The following is a 23511-nucleotide window of genomic DNA, read 5'->3' as shown; positions in this document are numbered from 1 at the left end:
GGACTTACTACTACTGAGGAAAGAAAAGTGAATAATGTGAAAGTTTTGATCCGGGTGAGCCAATGATATCTGCTGGATCTTTTTGCATTGTTCCGATAAATGCTAAATATTATTCCGATAGCGTTGCTATTATTCCGATAATGGGGTATATTATTATCTAAGCGAGGTAAAATACTTATGTATATGTCAGTGAAACAAGCAGCAGAGAAGTGGGGGATTTCAGACAGAAGAGTACGAATCTTATGCTCAGAAGGGAAAATCCCGGGAGTTATCCGTGAGGGACGTAGTTGGAAGATTCCGGAAGAGGCAAAGAAACCGGAGGATGGTCGATATAGATCTGCAGCAAGTCTGTTAGAGATGATTGACCGAAAGAAAGCAGAATTGGACACCAGGCGCCCATTGACAGAAGGAGAGGTAGAGCGTCTTACAGAAGAATTTGTGGTGGAGTATACCTATAATTCCAATGCGATTGAAGGTAATACGCTGACCTTGCGGGAAACAGATATGGTGCTGCGTGGTCTCACGATTGATCAAAAACCTCTTAAAGACCATATGGAGGCGGTCGGACATAAAGAAGCTTTTTATTTTGTACAGGATCTGGTAAAGGAGCAGGTGCCATTATCAGAGAGTGTGATAAAGCAGATTCATTATCTGGTACTGGCGGATAAAAAAGATGACCGTGGGGTTTATAGAAGGGTTCCAGTAAGAATTATGGGGGCAAAACATGAACCGGCACAGCCTTATCTTATTCAACCTAAGATGGAGCAGTTGCTGGAAGCTTATAGGAACAGCACCGAGCATATCATTCCCAGGCTCGCACGGTTCCATATTGAATTTGAAGGCATTCATCCGTTTATAGACGGTAATGGTCGTACGGGACGGTTGCTTGTAAATCTGGAACTGATGAAAGCAGGATATCCGCCGATTGATATTAAATTTACAGATCGGATTGCTTATTACAATGCTTTTGATGAATATCATGTAAATCATAATCTGAATGCGATGGAAAAGTTGTTTGCTGGGTATGTGAGTACAAGGTTAGACAGCTATCTGGCAATGTTGGAAGAATGAAAATATTGTAGAGGTGTGTGGGAATGTTTGCTTCAGAATATTTAGGTTTAGACGATGAATTGGACAAAATGGGGGTATTTGATTGTGCCCTAGATAATGACAGTAGATTTTTTATTAATCTTAAGTGGAGTTGACAGGATTGACATTTGAAGAAAAATAAGAGAAACGGTATTGCATGAATATGAGGTACTGTTTGTGCAAAGATGATTTTAAGAAATGTATAGATAGCCTGGCAGTAGTAACATATCCCCCATTCTTACTACGTTTTTACTACTTTTGACGGCCTCAACTTGCCCCGATTTGCCACGTTTTGCTTATTTTGTGATTGTTTTAACAATCTCAGCGGCAACTACATACCCGGCAAATCGCGGCAAAACAGGGCAAACTAACGCAAATCAGGAGGACTTTAAAATATGATACGAGTGCTTTTCGTGTGCCACGGCAGGATCTTGAGAGTTCCCGGAAAAGCCAGTAAAATCAATGTTTTCACGAAGTACAAAGGCGTTTACTATACCACTAGTACACCATTTTTGAAAGAGCCTTGATGTGGCGAGTTTTATAGACGATACAGCAAAGCGGCCGTATTTCTAAAAAGGAGTATCGTCGCTTACTGTATGTGGGTAAATATGCCTTGGGTAATGTTCATATCTCTTTACTGTCTGCGGACAGGCAGCATTGTTAAACGGCGAGGCTCTTCTCTTTGCAAAGAGTACCATACCAGAATGCATGCAAAATGTGATGCTTGGTGGTATGGAAAATGCCATTCTCATGAGAATGGCTCAGACTCTTAAAGAACCGCTATTTTGCCGTAGCCTAATAGGGAGGACTTTGAAAGTCTGGCGCTCTGCTTTAGCAGGGGCTTTTATATATTTTCATAAAATGAAAAACTATGATACAATATTAAGCGACTTGATAACAAAATATTTGTTATTTTTATAAATGGACATATTAGAATGTAACTGAAGAAAATGTTAATATAAAAATAGAAAGGGATAAAATCAATATGCAATTTACGTACTATCTTCCAGATGAGAACGGTAAAAGGGAAAACTATAATACCACTTTAAACTCTGTAGTTATCATTGGTGCTAATGGTTCGGGGAAAAGTAAATTGGGGGCATGGATCGAGCAACAGGATATGAAGAATGTACATCGTATTGGTGCACAAAGGAACTTAAATTTTAGTGAAAATATTCCTCTCAAAAGCTATTCACAAGCAGAAGATATAGTGTTTTTTGGTACGGATGATAGTAGCAGTGGCTGGAGAGATAGCAAAGGATTACGCTGGAATTATGGAAAATCTTACACTACTCAATTGATGAATGATTTTGATAATGTATTGGCTGCACTGATTGCATTAAAAAATAACGATAATGAAAAATTCGTAGCTGAATGTAAGGCGGCGCCAACACGTGAAGAAAGGCCAGAGCCACCGTTTACCTCAATAGACAAATTAATACAAATATGGGATGAGATTTTTCCTCAAAGAAAATTAGAAGTTCACGATGCAAAATTCATAGCTGTATTAGAAAAAGAAGGAAAACAAATATCCTACAGTTCAAACCAAATGAGTGATGGGGAAAGGGCAGTACTTTATTTAGTGGCCCAAGTTCTTTGTATACCAGAAAATAAAATCTTAATAATTGATGAGCCAGAAGTTCATTTACATCGCTCTATTATGAACCGCTTGTGGATAGCTCTTGAAAAATATAGGAAAGACTGCCTGTTTATATATATTACACATGATACACAGTTTGCAGCAATGCACGGACAGTCAGAGAAAATTTGGATTAAAGAATTTGATGGTAAGAATTGGAAATTAGAACAAATTAAAGATAATGAACTTCCAGAAGAGCTTCTTTTTGATATTTTGGGAAATAGAAGAAATGTGTTATTTGTGGAGGGTGAAAAAAATAGTTATGATACGCAATTGTATACTTTACTTTATCCGCAATATTACGTAATTGCTTGTGGAAGTTGTACCCAAGTTATTGCTAGAACAAAAGCATTTCGTAGTAATCCATCCTTACACCATTTAAAAGTTTATGGGTTAGTCGATAGAGATTATCGATCTGATTATGAAATTGAGAAATACAAGGAAGATGGCATATATACGCTAAAGGTTGCAGAAGTCGAAAATCTTTTTCTTGTACAGGAATTGATATATGTGATAGCTGATTATTTGGGAAAAAATTCAGAAGAGGTTTTTGGTAGGATTAAAAAGTATATTATTCATGATCGATTTAAACCCCAGCTTGACAAGCAAATATGTCAGAGCGTCATTGCATATATAAAGTATCAATTAGCATCTGCCGAGCTCTCTAAAAAAAGTGAAAGTGATGCTAAACAAAGTTTAAATAATGTTTTGAAGTCTATTGACTTTGAACAAACAAAATTAGATCAAGAAACAAAATTTAAAAAGCCATTAGAAGATGAGGATTATATTGGCGTATTACGCGTGTTTAATGAAAAAAATTTGAGCCGGTCAATAGGACATTTTCTAGGACTAATTGACAAGGAGTATTGCGATACAATTTTGGCATTACTTAATGGAATGCTACATGATAAAATTGTAGAGGCTATTTCAAATTATTTGCCTAGTGAACTTATCGAATGAAGAAATAGGCCCCCATTCTTACCATGTTTTTACTACTTTTGACAGTCTTCAATATGCTTCGTTTTGCTTAATCTGTGAGAAATATCATAGTCTTACAAGTAACTATATACCTGGCAAAACAGGGCAAACTAACGCAAATCAGGAGGACTTTAAAATATGATACGAGTGCTTTTCATCTGCCACGGTATAATGGTCTCATAAATTAAGACACTTTTTCGGACATTTTTTAATGAATCTGATATACTAAAATCAATACGAAAGAGAGGATTCATTGCTATGTCCAGACAAAGAAGAAGTTTCAGCGCCAAATTTAAATCAGATCTTGTCATTGAGCTGTTAAAAGGAGAGAAAGATCTCAATACCCTTGCAGCTGAAAATAACATCCAGCCAAACCTGCTGCGAAACTGGAAAAAAGAGTTCCTTAACAATGCTTCCCTTGTGTTCGATGACAAGCGTGAGGAAAACCTCAAAGAAAAACTTGCCGAAGAACGGAAAGAGAAAGCGGCTTATGCTAAGAAAGTTGGTCAGTTAACCATGCAGATGGACTGGCTCAAAAAAAAATCTGAGGAAATTTGCGGACCTGACTACGAGAGTAAGTTTAGTCCAAAGCCTTTTGAAGACTAAAGAGCTTCCCGCTTCTGTTGGTGCCAGGCTTCTCAGTGTTAATCGTACCAGCATTTATTATAAAGGCACGGCTGTTTCTGAAGAAGAATTCGCCTGCAAAGAGATCATTGACCATCTTCATACAGACAACCCAACCTGGGGTGCAAGACAGATGTCGGCTCAATTAAAGCTTCGTGGTTATCATGTGGGACGCCGGAAAGCGCGCCGTTACATGAATGAAATGGATATTTACCCTATTTATCCTAAAATAAATCTGTCCAAACGGATGCAGCAGGCAAAAGTATGTCCTTATCTGCTCCGCAATGCAGTCATAGACAAGCCAAACCAGGCATGGTCTATTGACATTACCTATATTCCAATCAGACGTGGATACCTGTACCTGACAGCTGTCATTGATTGGTACAGCCGGTGTATTGTAGGCTGGGAAGTGGATGATACCCTGGACACCAGGATGGTAATTACAGCTCTAAAAAAAGCATTCAAAACCGCAAAGCCGCAGATTTTGAATTCCGATCAAGGATGTCAGTTTACCAGCCAGCGCTATATGGATTTCGTGAAGGAAAACGGAGTCCGTCAGAGCATGGATGGGAAAAGCAGATGGGCGGATAACATCATGATTGAACGGTGGTTCCGCAGCTTCAAATATGAAGAAGCCTATCTGACACAATACAATAATATCAAGGAAGCCAGAGCAGCTATTTGCCATTATATCCATACTTATAATTTTGAGCGTTGTCATTCTGCCCTTGATTATAAGACGCCGGCGGAATGCTACTATCCGGCACTGCTCCTGCCTTATGTAGCATAAAGCATATATGGATTTGAGGAAAATCTTCCTCTGATCCAGTTACTTATCAACCCTATCAGTTCATTATAAAAATCTCAGATTTTTGTCTTGACAACTGAACCATTATATAGAGCCAAAATAGAGCCAACCTAAATTTCTATTTATACTTTTTCCATGCAACCGGAATATCTGACAACATGAAAGCTATATACCTTTGTTCTTGTATCGCTATTCGCTCTTTCCACCAACAACTTTACCAACCGTATTCTCTTGAGATACTTCACGTCCTATAATGACAGTTGAATTTTTTAGTATTTCTATAAAACTATCAATTCTCGAAGTAGATGTACTGCTGTAATTTGCCGCTGAACTTATATTGTGTGTATTATACTGTATTTGTTGAATCATTTGAAAATCCTCCTTTTATTTTATTGTGGAGCGTTTGCCTCTTGTCTCCATCCTTCAAATATTCTGTTATCGTTTATCTGTTGCTGAGTGCCTGCTGGAGTATCAATTTGTTGTAACGTAATTTTCCCTTGCGACACAAACATATTACTGCCACCAGATAAACTTTCCACAATACCTCTTTTTACAGTATACTCACCATTATTAGATTCTATCATAGATCGGGGATCCAAAATCTCACCAAATCCCAATTCTGCACTGATATTATCATAAACTGATTTAATTAATTTATATAACTCTTCATCAGGTTTGATAATATTTAATCCTAAGGTATTCTTTGCTTCTCGCCGATTAATAGTATAGTCATGGCTTCCAGAATCACTACATAGAAAATCTATTATTTGCTTTATCTTAGTTGAATCCGTGACTTGATTTATTAACAATTTTTCTGCCAGCATCTTAATCTGCGCCCTCGAACGATACACATTTCCTAACACCAAAGGATGAACCGTATCTGAAAGCTTTATAAGTATATTAGCAAGTGCTATATCGTCTTTAATAGATAGTTCTTCTTTTGCAAATTCTAAATACCCCTTTACTGCCTCAACGCTGACCGGCATTGTTGCAATCGGATTGTTGGGTATTTGAGGATTCAATGGAGTATTTATACTTGGATCGATTGGACCCAAAGTTGCTTGTTTTGTCATTATAATAGAATTAGCACCAATACTAATTAATGTTCCTGCGCTATGTGCTTTATGCGGAATAATAACTTGCAATTCATCACAATATTGGCGCAAAAGATTAATTATATTCCATGCAGCAGCTGTATCTCCACCTCTAGTATAAAGATACAATGAGATTTTTGAAACCACTCCTATTTTGTCCAAATGATTTATAAATAAATCTATAACGTCCTGTGCAATCTGAGTCTCAAAACCAGTTCTATCACTTGTAACATAAGTAAGTATTTTTGTATTCAACTTTTGCTCTAATTGTCTGTATAGATCTACTCTTTCTTCATACATAATTTATTTATCCTCCAACCATTTTATTTTTTGTTTGAGCAGTTTCTCATTCTTTTTCTTCAATTCACATTCCCAAATCCGAATAACCGTCCACCCTCGCTTCTCAAACAGTTCAGTAACCTCTTTATCATGTTTGATATTGCGTTCACGCTTCTTTGTCCAATAATCAGCATTGTCAGCAGGACGAGTATTTCTGCAATCATGCCCATGCCAAAAGCAACCGTCAACAAATATAGCAATTTTCTTATCAAGAAATACAAAATCGGGATGTCCTTTTACTGGATAATTGCGTTTCCATCCTTTTATACCATTTTCTTTGAAAACCTGTATCAGTTTTAATTCCGTAGATTTATTATTTTTCGAGCGCACCTTGCTCATAATCTCGGAACGCTTTTTATTATCAAACACATCCGCCATTTTTCTATTTCTCTATATGATCGGAGACAATATGATACCAACTATTATCAAAATTTACAGCTCTTAAAATAGTTTCTTTATCGACTTTTTCAGGCTTTCTTAGGGAAATATGCAAACGCTTATCAGGAATATCTTCAATTATCGTGAACTGACTTCCGCTTGGTTGCCATGTGAATTTATGCTTTCCAGATGATTTTTCATATCCTTCCAAATTCATTCTTGCATTCCACTCAAAACGATATAGTTCAGGATCATATCTTATTGTATCAAACTCAAATACTAAATAATCCGAATAATCTTTTGACTTTACTAAAACAACTGTACGCACAAATTTATAAATCTGTCTTACTGCTGAAACACGTTCATTCCATATATCAAGAACTAATCTACCGATTTCGTCAGGATTTTCACTTGTAATACTGTCTACGCCATAACTATATGTAGGTGAATTGCGCCCGGATATCAATCTAACCGTCTGCTGTTTTTCGATATTATTTGCGCCAAAAACTGTTTTCGCTCCCCAACAGCAGTTATCTAAAACAACATCATCCAAACCTACGTTAGATGGTTTCCACTCCGCTCCAACGCATTCCGCAAAAATCTGTTCCCACTCGTTACCTTCTAAAGACATGGATGATTTTGTCGCCATCATATACACAATCTCTTTAGCAAGCGTATCTATAAACTTTGCAGGAAATTTATTCAAATCAAACGGTGCTACAGCTTTATTTACAGTTCTTAATCTTGGCACTCTCATGGTATCCCTCCATACGTAAATTCATACAATATATAGTCTACCACAACTTTCGCCAAAATTCTATGTTTGGAATCCCACTCAAAATGCCAGTGGCAAAAATTTTTCAATAACTTTCGCCACCATATCAACTGGTATTGCGTTTCCCGCTTGTTTTCTCGTCTGCGCATCCGAGACAACTATCTTAAAGCTATCAGGGAAACCTTGCAGACGCAGCATTTCTCTCGGCGTTAATCGCCTTTCGCCGTTTACTAAAAGATAATTATAACTTGCTCCCGCCCTTAAGGCGCAACTATATGGATAAGAAGATATATTACCAGACTTATTTTCATGCCAAATCGACGGATATACGGATGTTGTGTGCTTTGCTTTCCTCTTTGCAACTATTTCAGGAGACGCATAATACTTTTTATCCACATTTTTTTCAAGAATATCGTTTAATGTTTTCTTCTCCTTTATGTCAAATGTCCAATCCATTAAAAATGGATTTTTTGATCCAACAATAATAATTCTCTCTCTTTTCTGTGGCAAACCAAAATCAAGAGCATTCAATAATTTATAATCCACATGATAGCCAAGCTCGTCCCTTAATACTTCCAAAATTGTTTTCAAGGTTCTTCCATTATCATGGCTTGCGAGATTTTTGACATTTTCAAGCACAAACGCTTGCGGCCGCTTTTCTTTTATAATTCTTGCTATATCAAAAAAAAGTGTTCCTCTTGTATTGTCGGCAAATCCTTTTTGTAGACCACAAATCGAAAACGCCTGACATGGGAAACCGGCAAACAGAAAATCAAAATCAGGAATTTCTGACGCTTCAATTTTTGTAATATCTCCCGCCGGTTTTTCTCCAAAGTTTGCTTCATAGCTTTCTTGAGCATATTTATCAATATCGCTGCTAAAAACACATTTTCCTTCTAAGCCTAATTTATCAAAAGCATATTTAGAGGCGTATCTGAAACCTCCTATACCACAAAACAAATCTATAAAACGTATTGGTTTAGGATACACTGGCGTTTTTTCTAAAGGCAAATCTAAAAAAATTTTATCTACAGATACTCCTAAGGCCCCACCAATCCTCATAGCAATAGATATAGATGGTGTAGCGTTTTGACGCTCTATCATAGAAAGATATTTACGACTGATCGCTATATATCGAGCAAGCGTTTCTTGTGACATTCCTCTTTCTTTACGAATTTCTTTTACTCTGTTCATTTAAGCGTTTTCTCCTTTTTTGAGAACTTTTTTACACAAATTATTATAATTTGCTTTTTGAATTTTGTCTATCCTATTTTTAAATATTTTCCTATATATCCACATCCTAATATAAACAAGAACATTCCCACACAAGTACATCCATTTTCCAACAACATCTTAATATACTTTTACATTAGAATAACATCCAATAACTTTTTATCTTGCTCCTCTGTCTATTTTTCGTCTTTTCGCCCGTTTCTGGTCCTTCTCCGCCTGCTCCATCATTTTATCCCTCTGAATAAGATCCTCAATCATATCACTTCCTAACGCCCGTTCTACTCGGTTAAAATCTCCCACCCTTTCCTTCAGGGCTCTGTTTTCGTCCCAAAGATCCTCTACACGAGCCGTAAGAGAATTCACCTTGCTCCACGCCCTCTCGTATGACCTCTGCATATCACTAAATCTTCTGGAAAGATCAAGGTAAGCCCGATAGACTGACCGCAGTACCGTCACGATCTTCTTAATCAACGGCTTTGCCTTTTTCTCCCGGTAGGATTTCCCCGTTTCCAGCATTCCTGCCTCCGGCAGCACTTCCTCGGGATCAGCAGAATATTTCTCTGCGAATCGCTCCATATCTTTTACTATAGGCGCAATTTCCATTAGTTTTTTCTCATATTGTGACGCCTTTTTCTTTGCCTGTTCTGCCTGCTTATCGGCTTCTTCCCGGTTTTCCTGCGCTGAAAATATTTCCTTTTCAATATTTTCCAACTGATCAAGCCATTTTTCATTAACTTCCTGCATAGTGGCATTATGTTCTTCCAGTTCCGCTTTCTGTGCTTCAAGCGCAGCCACTTCTTTTGCCCTCTCCTGTTTTTCAAAATCCAACAAGGACAAATGCTTTTCATGTGTGCCTTTCTGTTCCCACTCAATCCCATGTTCCAGCATAATTGCGGCAAGCTGCTGCTTTTCAGCCGACACCCACTGATTTAATTCCGTTTCCCTTCTCGTACCGCCTTTAAAACCAAGGGCTGTCAACGCCTGTTTTAAAGACACCCTTGTATCAAGCCCCCGTTTGCTTCCTGTAATATACGGCACGAAATCTATGTGCAAATGTGGCGTTGCCTCGTCCATGTGTAGATGAGCCGAGAATACTCTTAATGTGGGATTTCTTCTCTGGAAATCCTGCATATATTCGTCCAGTATCTTTGCCGCCAGCCGTCCTTCTTCTGTTTCCGCCCCCATTGTATCTCTGTCGCCGATCTGCAGGATGATCTCATGGAATGGCTTCTCCTGTTTCCCCGAACGGATTTTTTCATAATAATCGTCAATTCGGCGGTCATTCCGTGTCTGTTTTTCATTATAACGAGCTAACGCTTCATCAAATAATTCATGATAAACGTCTTTGATACTTTCGTTGCAGTATTCCACATTCAGATAAGTTCTCTCTGGATCTGTATTCTTCGCATGGAATTTTCTGCTGTTATGATTGACAGAACCTTTCCCTGTCATAAAGCTGATCGTTCTCTTCAATAACTCTCCTCTCTCCCTGTTCGGGTGTAATCAGCGCCGGATACTGCGCATAGGCTTTGTTACTTTCGCCGAAAGTAACGCAAAAGCACTTTCGACAGCCGTTCCGTCCATCAAAAGCTGCCTTTGCGCCCTCCGGGGGCAAGACGTCTGGGAAACGTCTGCTCTGCACTGACCAAAGCGAAGCGTAGACCTTTTCCGTCCTATGGACGGAGTGGCTGTTCCAGCCGCTTTGCTTCCGCTGCTATTGCTTTTCTCATTGCAGATACCACATTTGCCACTGTGCTTTCCTCCCATCCCGCAAGCCATACCAACGTCCGCATTTCTCCTTTTGTCAGCTCTACCTCTCCAAAAATTTCATTGAGCATAGCAATCTGTCTCGTTTCCATCTCATAAAATTTTTCATTGATATTCCGTGTTCCACGTTCCGACTGAATAATCATAGACTCTCTCCCTCCGCCTTGTCCGGTATCACATGAGCGTGCCACGCTCATGTCTTATATCATCAAAGAAACCATTACCAGCGAAAGCGGTCCGGTATCCCTCGTCTGTCCAGATATTCCTGCCGGGCTTTCTCTCGCTCTTCCTCCGTTGGCGCAGTCTTAGACTTCCCATATAACTCACGCAACACCATTGCATCCAGTTTTTTCTCCAATCCTACCCTTATCTCGTCCACATTGCTGTCGTCCTCCATCAGATGATAGTGGATCAACAGCACAAACAATTCCTGTGGGTATCTGTACCTGTTTCATCCAAACCTCCTTTCAAGGTGGCAACATTACCCGTTCCTAAAGAAATGGTAATCTTGCCATGTTGAGTTATTGTTCCGGCAATACCCACGACCAGTGTCCACCGGGTTTTATCGACTGGACTCCAAGAGCCTTCTTCGCATTCCAAAGCGTTTTCCCTTTAATGCCACGGCTTTCCGACTCTTTAAGGATTACATTCTGTTCTACCGCCCCATCCGCTAATATCTCAAGCAGAAATTCTTTTGCCTCTTTTATCTTCTGTCCACGGTTATTGCCGCTCAGCAGATCGTCAGCACTGATGTCATATTCCCCGATCCATTCAAATCCGTTGTCTTTGTCCAAGCGAAAAGCGATTGATTTTCCCTCTGGTGCAAGGGAGCTTTTTACATGGCAAACTACTCTTGTTTCCGGCTCGTTCTTCACACGCCCTACAATCAGAACGCTCCTTGCCGCAGCCTGAAAGTCAATAGAACCAAGCCCTCTGTATGAAGATTTTCCGGTGCTGTTCTTGTTCATATGACCGATCAGGACAATCGCACAGTGATATTTTTCCGCTAGCACAGATACCCGCTTCATCAGTGGACGGATTTCATTTGCCCGGTGCATATCTACTTCCGCTCCAAGAAAACTCTGGATCGGATCTAAGACTACAAGACGAGCGTTTGTCTGCTGGATTGCCTCTTCCAAACGTTCATCTAACATTGTCAACGGCTGTTCACTGTCATCAATGACAAGCACTTTAGAACAGTCTGCCCCTGCCGCCAGAAGACGGGGTTTTATAGTATCTCCCAGCCCGTCTTCTGCAGTCTGGTAGATCACATTGACTGGCTCGCCTGCCTGTTCTGCGGATTCTTCTTCTCCATCCATTACTGGCAGCACAGGCTCACCTTTTGTCAGTTTTGCTATGATCTGTAACACCATTGTTGTTTTCCCTTCCCCGGGATCTCCCTGTATGATTGTCACTTTTCCATAGGGGATGAACGGATAGAGCATCCATTCCACCTGCTCTACCACTACATTCTCCATGTTAATCAATCGAAGTTCTGTTTTTGATTTTCTATTCTGCATTTCAACCTCCCATTGTAAAAAATGATTGTCACAAATGGGAAACTCTGTTATACTCGCATTGTGATAGTTGATAACAGAATTTTCCCAGTTATCACAGCCCTAACAGTTGCCGCTGTCGGGGCTTTTTTCTTTATCCTGCCACAGGTAACTTGCGCCATCCAGCAGCCAGATAATTGCTTTCAGCATATCCAAGCAGTCATTTTTCATGTCCTGCAATCCTTCTTCTGACAGTGTTATTTCTGCCTGTTCAAGCTGTTCTGCCACTTCACGAATATTTGTCTGCATGATCTTTAATTCCTCTACCAACTGATAAATCAGTTCTTTCTTTCCAACTACACATACCCGATTATAAATACAGGAACGTACAAAATAATCTCTTTTTGACATTCCACTTGCTAAAATCTTTGCTTCAATTTCTTCCCTTTCTCTGGATGAAATCCGAAAGCTGATTGTCGGATACTTATGAACACCGCTCATTCCTCGTCCTCCCTGTTATTTTCGATTTCCAGTCTGTCCGCAAGTTCTCCCTGTTTGTTGGGATATAAATGCGAATAGGTGTTTAACGTGGTTTCAATTTTCTCATGACCCAGCCGATCCGCAATCGCCAATGGAGTAAAGCCCATTTCCACAAGTAGAGAAGCATGTGAGTGTCTCAAATCATGGATTCTGATACGCTTTACTCCTGCTTTCTCTGCACCTCTTGTCATTTCATGGTGCAGAAAACTTTTTGTCAGATGAAAGATACGATCCGTAGGAAGAAGCCCATATAATCTGCTGATATAATCTTTCAATTCATCACACAGGAAATCCGGCATACTTATATTCCGTTTACTTTTTGGAGTCTTCGGATCTGTAATGACGTCTTTCCCCTCTAATCGCTGATAGGATTTTGTAATCCGAATGACCTTGTTATCAAAATCAATATCCTGCGGAGTAAGTGCTAACAGTTCTCCGACGCGCAGACCACACCAGTATAATATCTGGAATGCATGGTATGAATATGGCTTATCTTTTACCGCTTCAATAAATTTTAAGTATTCCTCTTTTGTCCAGAAAAGCATTTCCTCTGCTTTCCCTTTTCCAAGCGGCCCCGCCTTTACAACCGGATTGCTTTTCAGCTCATAGAAACGCACCGCATGATTAAAAAGAGCACTTAATTCTGATTGCAGAGTTTTCAGATACGTAGGCGCATAAGGTTTTCCTTTAGCATCACGATAAGAAATCTGTTCATTCTGCCATTGGATAATATCTGTCGCACGAATGTCACGCATTTTCTTGTCCTTAAAATATGGCAATAACTTCGTCCGCAGAATATGCTCCTTTGTCAGCCAAGTATTGTGTTTTAGTTTCGGCTTCATATCTCTGGTGTAGGCTTCTACAAACTCGCCAAAAGTCATATCCAAATCAGAAGCTTCTTTCATACGAAAATGATGTTCCCATTCTATCGCTTCCCGTTTGGTCTTAAAACCTCTTTTCACTTTCCGACAGTTTTTTCCTGTCCAGTCATAATAGTGGAACGATACATACCATGTTCCACGCTTTTCATCTTTGTACGCCGCCATAACCTCACCTCCCTCTTAATTTGCCTGCGCCATACCATAGAATTTTTCTTCATAGTATTTTCTGCTTACTCTTCCGGCGATTGTAATAAATCCTTTTGCTTCCAGTTCTTCATTCATCTGCCGCACCAATTTGTAGGCAAATGGTTTGGAAACGCCCAAGTCCTGTGCAACTTCACCGGCTGTTACAAATAAATCATTCTTCAAATAGATGTCCTCCTTATTCATTTAGCTTTTTTGTTAAGTTCCGTATTTGTATTATACTTAGCATTTTTGTTATTGTCAATAGCGTATTTGTTAAACTTATCTTTTTTATTAAGTTTAGCATTTATGATAAGTTTCTGTTGTCGTATGATTTGAGTTATGCTAAAATATAAGAAATAGGATAGCCATTTTCACAGGAGGGCTTTATGAAATATACAATACGGGAAATGACAGCACAGGAGTATCCGTTATTGGACGATTTTTTATATGAAGCCATTTTTGTTCCAGAAGGAGTAGAGCCACCTTCAAAAAGTATTATTACTGCTCCTGAGCTGCAGATTTATGTTAAGGATTTCGGAACATCAAAAGATGATTTTTCATTAGTTGCTGAAGTCGAGAATAAAATCATTGGTGCTGTTTGGGTGAGAATTATGAATGATTACGGACATATTGATGATAAGACGCCTTCCCTTGCAATCTCTCTGTATAAAAAATATCGAGGGCAAGGAATTGGGAGCAGTTTGATAAAAGAAATGTTGTCTCTGCTACAAGTACATGGTTATAAACATGTTTCACTTTCCGTTCAAAAAGCTAATTATGCAGCTAAACTGTATCAAAAAATTGGTTTTAGAATCATAAAGGAAATCGGAGACGAATGGATTATGACATATAATTTATAAATTTCAGAAAGGATATGACTTATGATATTAGGAGAACGTATTAAGAGAATACGTACATTTCGTGGATTAACACAGCGCGAATTAGGCTTAAAGCTGGGATACGAGGAACGAAATGCTGATGTTCGTGTAGCGCAATATGAGTCTGGTTATCGTGTTCCTAAAAAGGACACGCTCATGGAAATTGCTAAGATTTTAAATGTGAACTATATCAATTTTATCACCGAAGCCCCTGGATGCGCCGAGGACATTATGCAAACATTCTTCTGGCTTGACGAAGATAATCGTAACACCTTTCATTTATTCCAGCTTGTGCGTAATCCTGGCAAGTGCAACGTTTCTGATGATAAATCTGTCCGGTATAATGACAGCGACGAATGGCCTGCTCATTCTCCTGTAGGTATGTGGATTGATTATGGTCTGGTAAATGAATTTCTGCGTGAATGGTGTTTGCGAAAAGAGCAGTTAAAAAACGGAGAAATTTCAGAAGACGAATATTTTGAATGGAAGATCAACTGGCCTGCAACCAGTAGTGATGTTGATGAAAAAGGAAATGACAAGAACAATAACAGTTATGATTGGAGAAAACATCATGGATTATAATAATATTTATAATTTTAAAAACCCTATTCGGCATTTTATAAATATAGACAATTTAATTTTCCCAACAAGTCCAGCTTCTATAGATATTGATGATACTTGTTGGACAAAACCCATCAAATTTACTATACGAAAAAATGATAATAGCTTTCGCACCTTGAAGCTTCCCAATATTATTTCCTTAACTTGTGCTTATGAACATTTTAAAACATTTCCGCACTTTGATGATCCGCAACAGCTTGACATATCGCATAAACGATTATCTGTTCGATTAAATACAGGAGATTTTACAATCGGGGCATATGATGTTCAATTAGAAAGTGACTTTAAAGAGCTATGTGTCTATGATAATCTAATTAAATTAGATATAAAGGAATTTTATGGTCGATTATATACTCACTATTTAGATTTTAATGGCTTACCTGATCGCTATATTACAAATATGAATTTTGGAGCTACAAACGGCTTAATTATGGGTAACTATTTATCTTTATATTTTGCCGAACAACATTTATCAAAAATAAGTTATGTTCTTGAAAATGCACTTGCTGAACAAAATATCGTTTGTGATTTTACATATTTTTCCGATGATTTTTATTTTTTTTGTAACAAAGAGAATATAAGTAAAATAATCCAAATATTTTATTCTGTTTTAGATCAATTTGATTTGCAAGGAAACGAAAACAAATATGAAATATGGGATTATGAAAAATTTAATTCTTACAATGTAATTGCGAGATATTGGAAAAAATTAATTGCTCATTGTAATACACATTACAGCAGCGAAAGTTCGCAAAACAAGTTGGTTTTTATAAATCAAATTGTGTACCGTATATCTCAATTATACGATGAAAAGCAAAAGAAAGTATTTATTAACAATTTTTTTAAAACAAAATACTTCAGAACACTAAATTTGGAAAAATTCATTACAAAGAAATATGACTATCATCAATTATGTTATATTTTTAGAACTTCTCCTGAATCACTATTATATTGTATTGATAAGTTTAGCTATATGAATAACTTTGATAAAAATGAAGTAAAGAAATTTTTCAAGATACGGTTTGCAGAATCCTTAAAAACTCCGTTTCACGAAGAACAACTATACTATTTTTATGCAATTAATGAATTAGAACTTACGGATATATTAGCCGATAATACTGAACTAGTTTTGCGTTCAAAAAATCAGGTGCTGATTTCATATTATCTTAGCATTCACTTGTTTTCTGAACAGGATATTGATATTTTAAAGAATAACACAGATGAAGCATATTGGTTTCAAAATTATCATCTAATTCTATATACCCCTAATTTGTTAGCAGATTTAGAAAATAGTGTATTATCCTATCTAATCCCCGAAAAATGCCGTCCCGTACCAAATGAAAAATCATCTGCTGTTAGGCGAAGAGCAACCTATATGGATTTTTATAAAGAAAACTTATCTAACGGCAAAGCACTTATTCAAACTATAAATGATATAGAAAATGCTATCCATGAATATCTAGATTTAAGATTTGAAGAAGAAGAACATCTATTCATTCAGTAAACAGGTATCAAAAAGGTATCACGTCACACACTAAGAGCCGGGAAGTCCGCTATTTATGCGGCTTCCCGGCTCTCTGTTTACTACTCGAACTCAATCGTTCCTGGTGGTTTACTTGTCAGATCATAAAATACCCGATTGACTCCTTTTACCTCATTGATGATTCTGCTCATTACTTTCTGCAGTACCTCAAATGGGATTTCAGCTGCTTCAGCTGTCATGAAGTCAATAGTTTTTACTGCTCTAAGTGCCACTGCGTAGTCATAGGTTCTTTCATCCCCCATAACTCCTACAGAACGCATATTTGTGAGCGCTGCAAAGTACTGGTTGACTTCTCTTGCCAGTCCTGCGTTTGCAATCTCTTCTCTGTAGATTGCGTCTGCATCCTGTACGATCCGCACTTTCTCAGCTGTAACTTCTCCGATGATACGGATTCCAAGTCCTGGTCCTGGGAATGGCTGACGGAAAACAAGATCTTCCGGAATGCCAAGCTCCAGTCCGACTTTACGGACTTCGTCTTTGAACAGATCGCGGAGTGGTTCGATGATTTCTTTGAAATCAACATAGTCCGGAAGTCCTCCTACGTTGTGGTGGGATTTGATCACTGCGGATTCTCCGCCAAGACCACTCTCTACAACGTCCGGATAAATTGTTCCCTGTGCGAGGAAATCTACGGCACCGATTTTCTTTGCCTCTTCTTCAAACACACGGATGAATTCTTCTCCGATAATTTTGCGTTTCTGTTCCGGTTCTGTCACACCTGCAAGTTTGTTATAATATCTCTCCTGTGCGTTGACACGGATGAAGTTCAGATCAAAGTTTCCTTCCGGTCCGAATACCGCTTCTACTTCATCTCCTTCATTTTTACGAAGAAGTCCATGATCTACGAACACGCATGTCAGCTGTTTTCCGATTGCTCTGGAAAGCAGTCCTGCCGCTACGGAAGAGTCAACACCACCGGACAATGCCAGCAGAACTTTGCCGTCTCCCACTTTTGTTCTGATGTCTGCAACTGCATTTTCAACGAAAGCATCCATCTTCCAGTCGCCTGAACATTCACAGACGCCGCGCACGAAATTGTACAGCATCTCTTTTCCACGAACTGTATGAAGTACTTCTGGGTGGAACTGGATCGCGTACAGTTTTTTCTCTGCATTTTCAGCAGCTGCAACCGGACAGTCTGCTGTGTGCGCTGTGATCTCAAATCCCGGCGCAACCTGTGCGATATAATCAAAATGGCTCATCCAGCAGGTCGTAGCATCTTCTACACCTTCAAACACTTTGGAATCTTTCTTATCAATCAAAACCTCGGTCTTTCCGTACTCTCTGACTTCTGCTTTTGTTACCTTTCCGCCAAGCACATGCATCATCAGCTGTGCTCCATAGCAAAGCCCAAGTACCGGAATGCCAAGTTCAAACAATTCTTTTGTGTATGTCGGGGAATCTGCTTCATAACAGCTGTTTGGTCCGCCTGTCAAGATAATTCCCTTCGGATTCATTTCCTTTATCTTTTCAATATCAATACGATAGGAATAAATCTCGCAATATACATTACATTCACGAACACGTCTTGCCACGAGCTGGTTATACTGACCGCCGAAGTCAAGAACAATCACTAATTCGTTTTTCACGGGTTTTCCTCCTTATTTATCCTTTAGTGGTGTTTCTATTATAAGATAGCCTTTCTCTATTTACAAGTGCCTTTTCCCGAAATCGCCAAACTTCTGCTTTACAGGGCGGTTGCTTATATGCTTTTCTGTCCAAAAACCAGAAAAACTGCGCCCCGTTTGCAAAAGGGCGCAGACAGTATGTCACTTATATACACTATTCCTACAATGCCAGCGGCATCTATCATCATTCATTAATACAAATGTTTTCCCTTATACTTTTCCCGTGTGGCCAGCCCGCCGCGGATATGCCGCTCTGATTTGTTTACATCCAGCACTTTTCTCGCTTCATTTGCCAGAGAGGCATTGATCTGGCGAAGCCGTTCGGTTACGTCTTTATGTATCGTACTCTTACTTACCCCGAACGCCTTTGCGGTCTGCCTCACTGTCGCATTATGATCAATGATATAATGTGCAATCTCCACTGCCCTCTCTTCGATATATTCCTTCATAGAATTCCTCTGCACTCACTATTTTTACAATGTATGCAGAAAAATCAAGCCTTATTCATTTTCGTATGCCCGGTCATGGCAGGTTTGGAGTATAGTGTGTCATTTTCTTTAAAATCCTGCTTTGCGCAGCTCATCCATCATAGCCGTTCGGCGATAATACATAGCACGCCATTTTTCTGCAATTTCTTTTGCCTTTTCTTTTCCATCCGGATATCCTTTGATTTTTTTCAAATATCGCATCCATTCTTTATATCGTTTCCTGTCGCTGCTTCTTTCGGACTCTTTATATAAATATGAAATATAGATATCCCTTACCTGTTCCGGGTATATTTTCTTTAACACCTTTTCATATTCATCCAGCCTATATATGAACAATTCATTTTTCATATTTTCAAGCATTCGTTCATACAATCCTTCTGCTTCCATTAATGGATACTGAATGTAATAATTCTTATTACTTTCCAATATCCGTTCTCGATATTTCCTCCATTCTTCATCTGTACAGATTGCTTTTAATTTATTTATATAAACTAAATCGTTCTGCGGACATTCAAAAATATAAAACAGCAGTTCTTTTTTATACGCCTTTTTATCGAAATGCTTTTCATATAAATCGATCAGTTGTTTGCTATATTCCGAAATCAGTCCCGGATACCCAATATCCAGATTTTTGCTTTCCTGTAATATCTCAATCGCCTGATTTATATTTCCACAGGCAAGATTCTCCTGTATTTCCAGCTTTCTCACTGCCGAAAATTGTCGGTTTTTCTTTCGATACTCTTTAATTTCTTCATCAGAATAATTTAATTTTTTCATGATTTCCAACCGTTTTAATACATTATCCTGATATCCATAATGCACACTCCATGTACTTCCACCATCTGTCGAAGACTTTTGTTTTTCTATCATTTCATCTAATGACTTCAGCTTTCGTTCTAACATTTCACGGTTCTGAAACTCATTCATCAGAAACTCCTCCATATAGTCTTCCATGTAGTCAATTACATATCCGCACCCCTGATGGCTGAGGAACCATGAGAACAGTTTATTTTTTTCTTCATCATTACAGTTTTCCAATATTTTTTTCCACTTCTCATAACATATATCTGCAACATAAGAAGTTCCCCCATCGGAATCATCTATATCTATATTTCCGATTGTTTTAAAAACATAATTTGTCATCTCAAAAGCCTGCAAATAGCAGTTTCGTTCAATAAGCGTCTCTACATTTTCATTTAAAAAATCCTGCAGTGCAGATGTAAAATCCCATGCATTTCTGTAATCAATAAATCCACTTCGGTCCCCATACTGATATACAATATTATCCACTTCCTGTTTTAACCGGTTCATCTGTTTTTCATCGATCCTTACCGCATATCTTGTCAAAATCATATTATAGATTTCATCATTTTGCTCAGCCAGTTCTTTTAAAAGTATACGCAACTCTTCTTCCGGAATTTTTTCAATCGTTTCTTCCAGTTCTTTACTTGCTCTTATTCTTCGCTCCATCCAGGTTTCTTCTATCTCATTTTCTTCCCCTTCTGTCTCTTCCATTTTATACAAGACGGCCGCCATATGTTTACAATAGTTACCATCTTCCGCATATGGGCAGGAACAGTACATATCACAAATGTTCCCCTCCTCTATCTCAATTTCCACTTCATAATCTTCTGTCCCCTCAACAATCGCCCGATATCCATTCTTTGTTTTCTGGAATTCTGTCACTGCCCCGTCATAGTAATAATTTCTTCCTCGTTCTAAAATATGCTCCCGAAATAAATTTTTCCATCCCTTCATAATATTTTTCCTCCGATTGCAAATGGCTACTTTTAGTATAGCATCTCTTTAACATTCATAAAAGAAAAACAGCCTTACCCGGCTGCTTTCTTACATTAACCTCTTTCTATTTCCTACTATTATCCATACAGGATTTTCTATTTTGTTACCATCATATGTATGGTATTTTTGCTTGCTCCAAACACTGATAAACCAATATGAAAAATACAAATCAAAATCAGAACGGCAGATCGTCGTCTTCGTCCCAGTCGTCGTCAAAATCATCGCCGAATGCCAGATCGTCGTCCAGATCAAAGTATTTCTTAAACTGCTCATCGTACTGATCGATCTTTTTGTTCAGCTTACGGGCTGCCTCCTGATTCCCCATTGCCTCATAAAGTTTGACTGCGGCGTTGAAAAGCGGGACATTCTTGTCCTCACATACAGACTCTTCATTTAGCAGGCGTTGTGCTCTTTCTTCTGCTTCTTCCAGTTCATCTGCTGCTATCTGTGCGTAGATCAGAGCTGCTTCCACAAGCGGGTTGTCCGGTTCTTCCTTCTCCCAGTCTTTTGCGTAGCGGATTGCATCTGCTTCCATTCCCTGGTCCAAAAAAGAGCAGACAATGCGAAAACGCAATTCGGACGGGCTGTCTTCTTCCCAGCAGAAGGTATCCATAAGTTTTTTGCAGACCGTGCGCAGATCTTGATGCCGCCCGTTGATATCAAGTTCATCCATGTAGTCTTCGATCCAGCCCTGAATATCATACTGATAGTCTGTCTCTTCATCCAGAAGGAAGAGTTCTTTTGCATAATCCGGATCCTTCTCCCTTCCGGACTGTATGATCTCCATCAGTGTAGCGAACCCTTTATCCCAAATACCGGTGTCTTTCTTTTCCTGAATCATGCCAATATAGCATTCCCCTGTGATCTCATCAAACTTCTTCCATAAATTTTTCATCTCAATTCCTCTTTTCTTGATTGTTCTTTGTCATTTTATTTCTTTCGTTTATCTGTCGGATACTCTGGCAGCGATCCAGTTTGTAACAGATAAGCGCGCTCTGTTCCAGATCTTCTCCTCCGAGGCCTACCGCCTGGATCTGATTGTTCTCATATGTTTTATAATAGTAGATTCCTCTTTCCGTTCCTGCACACGAAGAGTAAGTCGTCACATCGCAGTGTCCTTTTTCGGTGCGGACTGCTCCTTTTACCATGCCTACCTGATCCAGTATGTGAAAACACTGGGTCACGTTTGCGGTTTCCTCTTTTGCACACACAGACGTTTCTTTCAAAAATACTGTCCGCACAAATCTGGATGCGGGAGATGCATCCCCCGGAAGCCCCATTCCTCCCATGCCCTGTCCGTATGCCTTCAGTCCGATCCGGCGGGACATGCGGTTCTCCGGGTAGGATGCCGTGACATTCAGATAATTTTGCAGATTTATCTCATGATATGGAAACGGTGGGTTGTTTGTCAGGACTCCGTATGGATTTTCATAGATTCGAAGTCCTTCTTCCATAGGTTCCAGCACGAGACATTTTTCCTTATCCGCCAGCATCCAATGAAGCGGTGCCGAAGGTACGTTTTGGTCAAACCACGCATCTGTGATGTTTGTCTGCCTCAGAAGGATTTCCGCTTCCCCGACCGTGGCACAAGAGGAAAGTATCCACGAGATCAGCTCAAAAGACGCTACATTTTTGGCTCCTTCCTTTTCCTTCTGATAGCAGGCATTGCCCGGAAAATTGAGGCCGGCCATACAAAGTCCCTTCTCGTTCATAGCATCTGCATAAAGGGGCGTGTCTCTCAGTACGGTGGCCATTCCCACCATGGCGTAATGCCTCCCGGCGCTTCCCTGACTTTTCCAGACAAACGGATAGTTCCTGGGAGTAATGACAACCTGCTCTCCAAAGGAATATTCCAAATCCAGATTTCTGCCAAAGTAGAATCCTCCGTTTTCAAATTTCAGGCAAGTGCACATTTTCCTGCCTCCCTTCGTTACATACGATTTTCAATCTGTTCCATGAGCTATTTTGCTTTTTCTCCTCTGTTTTTACTATACCATTCTTCCTCTTTTTCTTCCAGCTTTTGCCTTCTTTGTCTGTCAAAAAAAATCCATTCATCCAGAGTAAGGGGCTCATAGTCCGAAAACTGGCAGAAGCAGTTGATCATCTGGCAGGGAATGCCGTCTTCCTGTCCGGTCTTGAAATCTGTCCTTCGGATGTTCCTTGTCTGCTTCTGAAACATATCTATCAGACGTTCATCCATACTGTCGTGGACATGTCCGTAGAGCATGTATGTCCTGGGATTCCCACGTTCATCCCTTCTGTACTGGCCGTTATAACAGAAGATGGGATAATGGCTCAGGATCACTTTTCTCCTGTTGTCCTTCATCTCCGCGTATGGTTTGATCCATACAAACCGGTTTCTGTCAAACCCGGGATTATCCAGGTAATGATCATGGTTCCCCTCGATCAGATACAGCCTCCCGTGGAGCTTTCTGAGCAGGGCATTCGTCTTTTCTCCCTTTTCCTCTGAGAAATCCCCCAGTATCACGACTTCATCATTTGGGCGCACTTTTCGGTTCCATCTTTGGATCATATATGCATTCATTTCCTCTGCATCCGCAAATCCGCGCTTGTCCATCTTCTCATTCAGTATCGTACTGAAAAAATGACAGTCTGCTATATAATATCTCATGTTGTTCCCTTTCTATACATCATATCTGCATCTTGCAGTTTCATACTTTTTCTTGCACTCTTCTGCTGTCCATATTACAATAAAAATAGTTATT

General features: G+C 39.3%; 24 protein-coding genes and 1 pseudogene. 7 read left to right on the top strand and 18 right to left on the bottom strand.

Annotated elements, in window-relative coordinates; genetic code table 11:
• The first annotated feature begins 177 nt into the window (after nucleotides 1-177).
• The 4 genes from FLB61_RS12055 to FLB61_RS12045 all read left to right on the top strand — a co-directional run bounded on the left by FLB61_RS12055 (nucleotide 178) and on the right by FLB61_RS12045 (nucleotide 5120).
• Complete coding sequence (locus FLB61_RS12055; RefSeq protein ID WP_221920335.1) at nucleotides 178-1071, top strand: Fic family protein; 894 nt, start codon at nucleotides 178-180, stop codon at nucleotides 1069-1071.
• Nucleotides 1072-2074: 1003 nt separating this feature from the next.
• A complete protein-coding gene (locus FLB61_RS12050) occupies nucleotides 2075-3688 on the top strand; it encodes a DUF4435 domain-containing protein (protein ID WP_221920334.1) in 1614 nt (537 codons plus the stop codon).
• A 276-nt stretch (nucleotides 3689-3964) separates the two neighbouring features.
• On the top strand, nucleotides 3965-4312 hold the full coding sequence (locus FLB61_RS13100; protein WP_246599232.1) for a transposase: 348 nt from the start codon (nucleotides 3965-3967) through the stop codon (nucleotides 4310-4312).
• A complete protein-coding gene (locus FLB61_RS12045; protein WP_246599231.1) occupies nucleotides 4302-5120 on the top strand; it encodes an IS3 family transposase in 819 nt (272 codons plus the stop codon). Before FLB61_RS13100 ends, FLB61_RS12045 begins: the two co-directional genes overlap by 11 nt.
• Before the next feature lie 207 nt (nucleotides 5121-5327).
• Here the strand turns inward: FLB61_RS12045 and FLB61_RS12040 are convergent, their stop codons facing one another.
• From FLB61_RS12040 to FLB61_RS11985, 12 genes and pseudogenes are all read right to left on the bottom strand, one after another.
• Complete coding sequence (locus tag FLB61_RS12040) at nucleotides 5328-5507, bottom strand: hypothetical protein (RefSeq protein WP_221920333.1); 180 nt, start codon at nucleotides 5505-5507, stop codon at nucleotides 5328-5330.
• A gap of 20 nt (nucleotides 5508-5527) precedes the next feature.
• On the bottom strand, nucleotides 5528-6532 hold the full coding sequence (locus tag FLB61_RS12035; protein WP_221920331.1) for an SDH family Clp fold serine proteinase: 1005 nt from the start codon (nucleotides 6530-6532) through the stop codon (nucleotides 5528-5530).
• 3 nt (nucleotides 6533-6535) lie between these two features.
• The gene (locus FLB61_RS12030; protein WP_221920330.1) at nucleotides 6536-6949 is read right to left on the bottom strand and encodes a very short patch repair endonuclease; all 414 of its coding nucleotides are present in this window, start codon (nucleotides 6947-6949) and stop codon (nucleotides 6536-6538) included.
• A 4-nt stretch (nucleotides 6950-6953) separates the two neighbouring features.
• On the bottom strand, nucleotides 6954-7706 hold the full coding sequence (locus FLB61_RS12025; RefSeq protein ID WP_221920328.1) for a hypothetical protein: 753 nt from the start codon (nucleotides 7704-7706) through the stop codon (nucleotides 6954-6956).
• A 78-nt stretch (nucleotides 7707-7784) separates the two neighbouring features.
• Nucleotides 7785-8918 (bottom strand): DNA (cytosine-5-)-methyltransferase, encoded by a 1134-nt coding sequence (gene dcm / locus FLB61_RS12020; RefSeq protein WP_221920327.1) that lies wholly within the window; start codon nucleotides 8916-8918, stop codon nucleotides 7785-7787.
• A 198-nt stretch (nucleotides 8919-9116) separates the two neighbouring features.
• The gene (locus tag FLB61_RS12015; RefSeq protein ID WP_221920338.1) at nucleotides 9117-10409 is read right to left on the bottom strand and encodes a plasmid recombination protein; all 1293 of its coding nucleotides are present in this window, start codon (nucleotides 10407-10409) and stop codon (nucleotides 9117-9119) included.
• Between the two features lie 221 nt (nucleotides 10410-10630).
• Nucleotides 10631-10870, bottom strand: a complete 240-nt coding sequence (locus FLB61_RS12010; protein WP_087213520.1) for a hypothetical protein — start codon at nucleotides 10868-10870, stop codon at nucleotides 10631-10633.
• Nucleotides 10871-10944: 74 nt separating this feature from the next.
• Nucleotides 10945-11179, bottom strand: a pseudogene (locus FLB61_RS12005) (complexin-2).
• Between the two features lie 66 nt (nucleotides 11180-11245).
• Nucleotides 11246-12244: an AAA family ATPase gene (locus tag FLB61_RS12000; protein WP_221920326.1), complete on the bottom strand. Its 999-nt coding sequence runs from the start codon at nucleotides 12242-12244 to the stop codon at nucleotides 11246-11248.
• A 99-nt stretch (nucleotides 12245-12343) separates the two neighbouring features.
• Nucleotides 12344-12721, bottom strand: a complete 378-nt coding sequence (locus FLB61_RS11995) for a plasmid mobilization protein (RefSeq protein ID WP_221920325.1) — start codon at nucleotides 12719-12721, stop codon at nucleotides 12344-12346.
• Nucleotides 12718-13806: a site-specific integrase gene (locus FLB61_RS11990; RefSeq protein ID WP_221920324.1), complete on the bottom strand. Its 1089-nt coding sequence runs from the start codon at nucleotides 13804-13806 to the stop codon at nucleotides 12718-12720. The genes FLB61_RS11995 and FLB61_RS11990 overlap by 4 nt, the downstream gene beginning before the upstream one ends.
• A gap of 15 nt (nucleotides 13807-13821) precedes the next feature.
• The gene (locus FLB61_RS11985; protein ID WP_044986770.1) at nucleotides 13822-14010 is read right to left on the bottom strand and encodes a transcriptional regulator; all 189 of its coding nucleotides are present in this window, start codon (nucleotides 14008-14010) and stop codon (nucleotides 13822-13824) included.
• 203 nt (nucleotides 14011-14213) lie between these two features.
• On the opposite strand from FLB61_RS11985, the gene FLB61_RS11980 reads away from it, so the two are divergent.
• Genes FLB61_RS11980 through FLB61_RS11970 form a run of 3 tightly spaced genes read left to right on the top strand, consistent with a single transcriptional unit; the run spans nucleotide 14214 to nucleotide 16830 of the window.
• On the top strand, nucleotides 14214-14687 hold the full coding sequence (locus FLB61_RS11980) for a GNAT family N-acetyltransferase (RefSeq protein WP_221920323.1): 474 nt from the start codon (nucleotides 14214-14216) through the stop codon (nucleotides 14685-14687).
• A 21-nt stretch (nucleotides 14688-14708) separates the two neighbouring features.
• The gene (locus FLB61_RS11975; RefSeq protein WP_221920322.1) at nucleotides 14709-15287 is read left to right on the top strand and encodes a helix-turn-helix domain-containing protein; all 579 of its coding nucleotides are present in this window, start codon (nucleotides 14709-14711) and stop codon (nucleotides 15285-15287) included.
• Nucleotides 15277-16830, top strand: a complete 1554-nt coding sequence (locus FLB61_RS11970; RefSeq protein WP_221920321.1) for an RNA-dependent RNA polymerase family protein — start codon at nucleotides 15277-15279, stop codon at nucleotides 16828-16830. The genes FLB61_RS11975 and FLB61_RS11970 overlap by 11 nt, the downstream gene beginning before the upstream one ends.
• An 80-nt stretch (nucleotides 16831-16910) precedes the next feature.
• Here the strand turns inward: FLB61_RS11970 and guaA are convergent, their stop codons facing one another.
• The 6 genes from guaA to FLB61_RS11940 all read right to left on the bottom strand — a co-directional run bounded on the left by guaA (nucleotide 16911) and on the right by FLB61_RS11940 (nucleotide 23417).
• Nucleotides 16911-18458 carry a glutamine-hydrolyzing GMP synthase gene (gene guaA, locus FLB61_RS11965; RefSeq protein WP_087200761.1) on the bottom strand — a complete coding sequence of 516 codons (1548 nt, stop codon included), beginning with the start codon at nucleotides 18456-18458 and terminating at the stop codon, nucleotides 16911-16913.
• 230 nt (nucleotides 18459-18688) lie between these two features.
• Nucleotides 18689-18946 (bottom strand): sporulation transcriptional regulator SpoIIID, encoded by a 258-nt coding sequence (gene spoIIID, locus FLB61_RS11960; protein WP_087200759.1) that lies wholly within the window; start codon nucleotides 18944-18946, stop codon nucleotides 18689-18691.
• A 108-nt stretch (nucleotides 18947-19054) separates the two neighbouring features.
• The gene (locus FLB61_RS11955) at nucleotides 19055-20743 is read right to left on the bottom strand and encodes an SWIM zinc finger family protein (RefSeq protein ID WP_087200751.1); all 1689 of its coding nucleotides are present in this window, start codon (nucleotides 20741-20743) and stop codon (nucleotides 19055-19057) included.
• 217 nt (nucleotides 20744-20960) lie between these two features.
• The gene (locus FLB61_RS11950) at nucleotides 20961-21680 is read right to left on the bottom strand and encodes a hypothetical protein (protein ID WP_087200749.1); all 720 of its coding nucleotides are present in this window, start codon (nucleotides 21678-21680) and stop codon (nucleotides 20961-20963) included.
• 1 nt (nucleotide 21681) lies between these two features.
• Nucleotides 21682-22698: a choloylglycine hydrolase gene (bsh, locus tag FLB61_RS11945; RefSeq protein WP_087200747.1), complete on the bottom strand. Its 1017-nt coding sequence runs from the start codon at nucleotides 22696-22698 to the stop codon at nucleotides 21682-21684.
• A 47-nt stretch (nucleotides 22699-22745) separates the two neighbouring features.
• Nucleotides 22746-23417 carry a metallophosphoesterase gene (locus tag FLB61_RS11940; protein WP_221920320.1) on the bottom strand — a complete coding sequence of 224 codons (672 nt, stop codon included), beginning with the start codon at nucleotides 23415-23417 and terminating at the stop codon, nucleotides 22746-22748.
• Nucleotides 23418-23511 lie beyond the last annotated feature (94 nt).

Origin of the sequence: Sellimonas caecigallum (genome assembly GCF_019754295.1) — a bacterium.
Taxonomy (GTDB): domain Bacteria; phylum Bacillota; class Clostridia; order Lachnospirales; family Lachnospiraceae; genus Sellimonas; species Sellimonas caecigallum.
Note: the sequence above shows the minus strand (reverse complement) of the source record. Positions and strands in the feature narration are given on the sequence as shown.

What these genes read in the sequence shown, in the direction of transcription:
- FLB61_RS11990 (WP_221920324.1), bottom strand. Translation starts at nt 13,806, where the DNA reads ATGGCGGCGTACAAAGATGAAAAGCGTGGAACATGGTATGTATCGTTC.
- FLB61_RS11995 (WP_221920325.1), bottom strand. Translation starts at nt 12,721, where the DNA reads ATGAGCGGTGTTCATAAGTATCCGACAATCAGCTTTCGGATTTCATCC.
- FLB61_RS12035 (WP_221920331.1), bottom strand. Translation starts at nt 6,532, where the DNA reads ATGTATGAAGAAAGAGTAGATCTATACAGACAATTAGAGCAAAAGTTG.
- FLB61_RS11950 (WP_087200749.1), bottom strand. Translation starts at nt 21,680, where the DNA reads ATGAAAAATTTATGGAAGAAGTTTGATGAGATCACAGGGGAATGCTAT.
- FLB61_RS11970 (WP_221920321.1), top strand. Translation starts at nt 15,277, where the DNA reads ATGGATTATAATAATATTTATAATTTTAAAAACCCTATTCGGCATTTT.
- FLB61_RS12040 (WP_221920333.1), bottom strand. Translation starts at nt 5,507, where the DNA reads ATGATTCAACAAATACAGTATAATACACACAATATAAGTTCAGCGGCA.
- FLB61_RS11975 (WP_221920322.1), top strand. Translation starts at nt 14,709, where the DNA reads ATGATATTAGGAGAACGTATTAAGAGAATACGTACATTTCGTGGATTA.
- FLB61_RS12015 (WP_221920338.1), bottom strand. Translation starts at nt 10,409, where the DNA reads ATGACAGGGAAAGGTTCTGTCAATCATAACAGCAGAAAATTCCATGCG.
- FLB61_RS12030 (WP_221920330.1), bottom strand. Translation starts at nt 6,949, where the DNA reads ATGGCGGATGTGTTTGATAATAAAAAGCGTTCCGAGATTATGAGCAAG.
- bsh (WP_087200747.1), bottom strand. Translation starts at nt 22,698, where the DNA reads ATGTGCACTTGCCTGAAATTTGAAAACGGAGGATTCTACTTTGGCAGA.
- FLB61_RS12025 (WP_221920328.1), bottom strand. Translation starts at nt 7,706, where the DNA reads ATGAGAGTGCCAAGATTAAGAACTGTAAATAAAGCTGTAGCACCGTTT.
- FLB61_RS12050 (WP_221920334.1), top strand. Translation starts at nt 2,075, where the DNA reads ATGCAATTTACGTACTATCTTCCAGATGAGAACGGTAAAAGGGAAAAC.
- FLB61_RS11940 (WP_221920320.1), bottom strand. Translation starts at nt 23,417, where the DNA reads ATGAGATATTATATAGCAGACTGTCATTTTTTCAGTACGATACTGAAT.
- spoIIID (WP_087200759.1), bottom strand. Translation starts at nt 18,946, where the DNA reads ATGAAGGAATATATCGAAGAGAGGGCAGTGGAGATTGCACATTATATC.
- FLB61_RS11955 (WP_087200751.1), bottom strand. Translation starts at nt 20,743, where the DNA reads ATGAAGGGATGGAAAAATTTATTTCGGGAGCATATTTTAGAACGAGGA.
- FLB61_RS11980 (WP_221920323.1), top strand. Translation starts at nt 14,214, where the DNA reads ATGAAATATACAATACGGGAAATGACAGCACAGGAGTATCCGTTATTG.
- FLB61_RS12000 (WP_221920326.1), bottom strand. Translation starts at nt 12,244, where the DNA reads ATGCAGAATAGAAAATCAAAAACAGAACTTCGATTGATTAACATGGAG.
- dcm (WP_221920327.1), bottom strand. Translation starts at nt 8,918, where the DNA reads ATGAACAGAGTAAAAGAAATTCGTAAAGAAAGAGGAATGTCACAAGAA.
- FLB61_RS12010 (WP_087213520.1), bottom strand. Translation starts at nt 10,870, where the DNA reads ATGATTATTCAGTCGGAACGTGGAACACGGAATATCAATGAAAAATTT.
- FLB61_RS13100 (WP_246599232.1), top strand. Translation starts at nt 3,965, where the DNA reads ATGTCCAGACAAAGAAGAAGTTTCAGCGCCAAATTTAAATCAGATCTT.
- FLB61_RS12055 (WP_221920335.1), top strand. Translation starts at nt 178, where the DNA reads ATGTATATGTCAGTGAAACAAGCAGCAGAGAAGTGGGGGATTTCAGAC.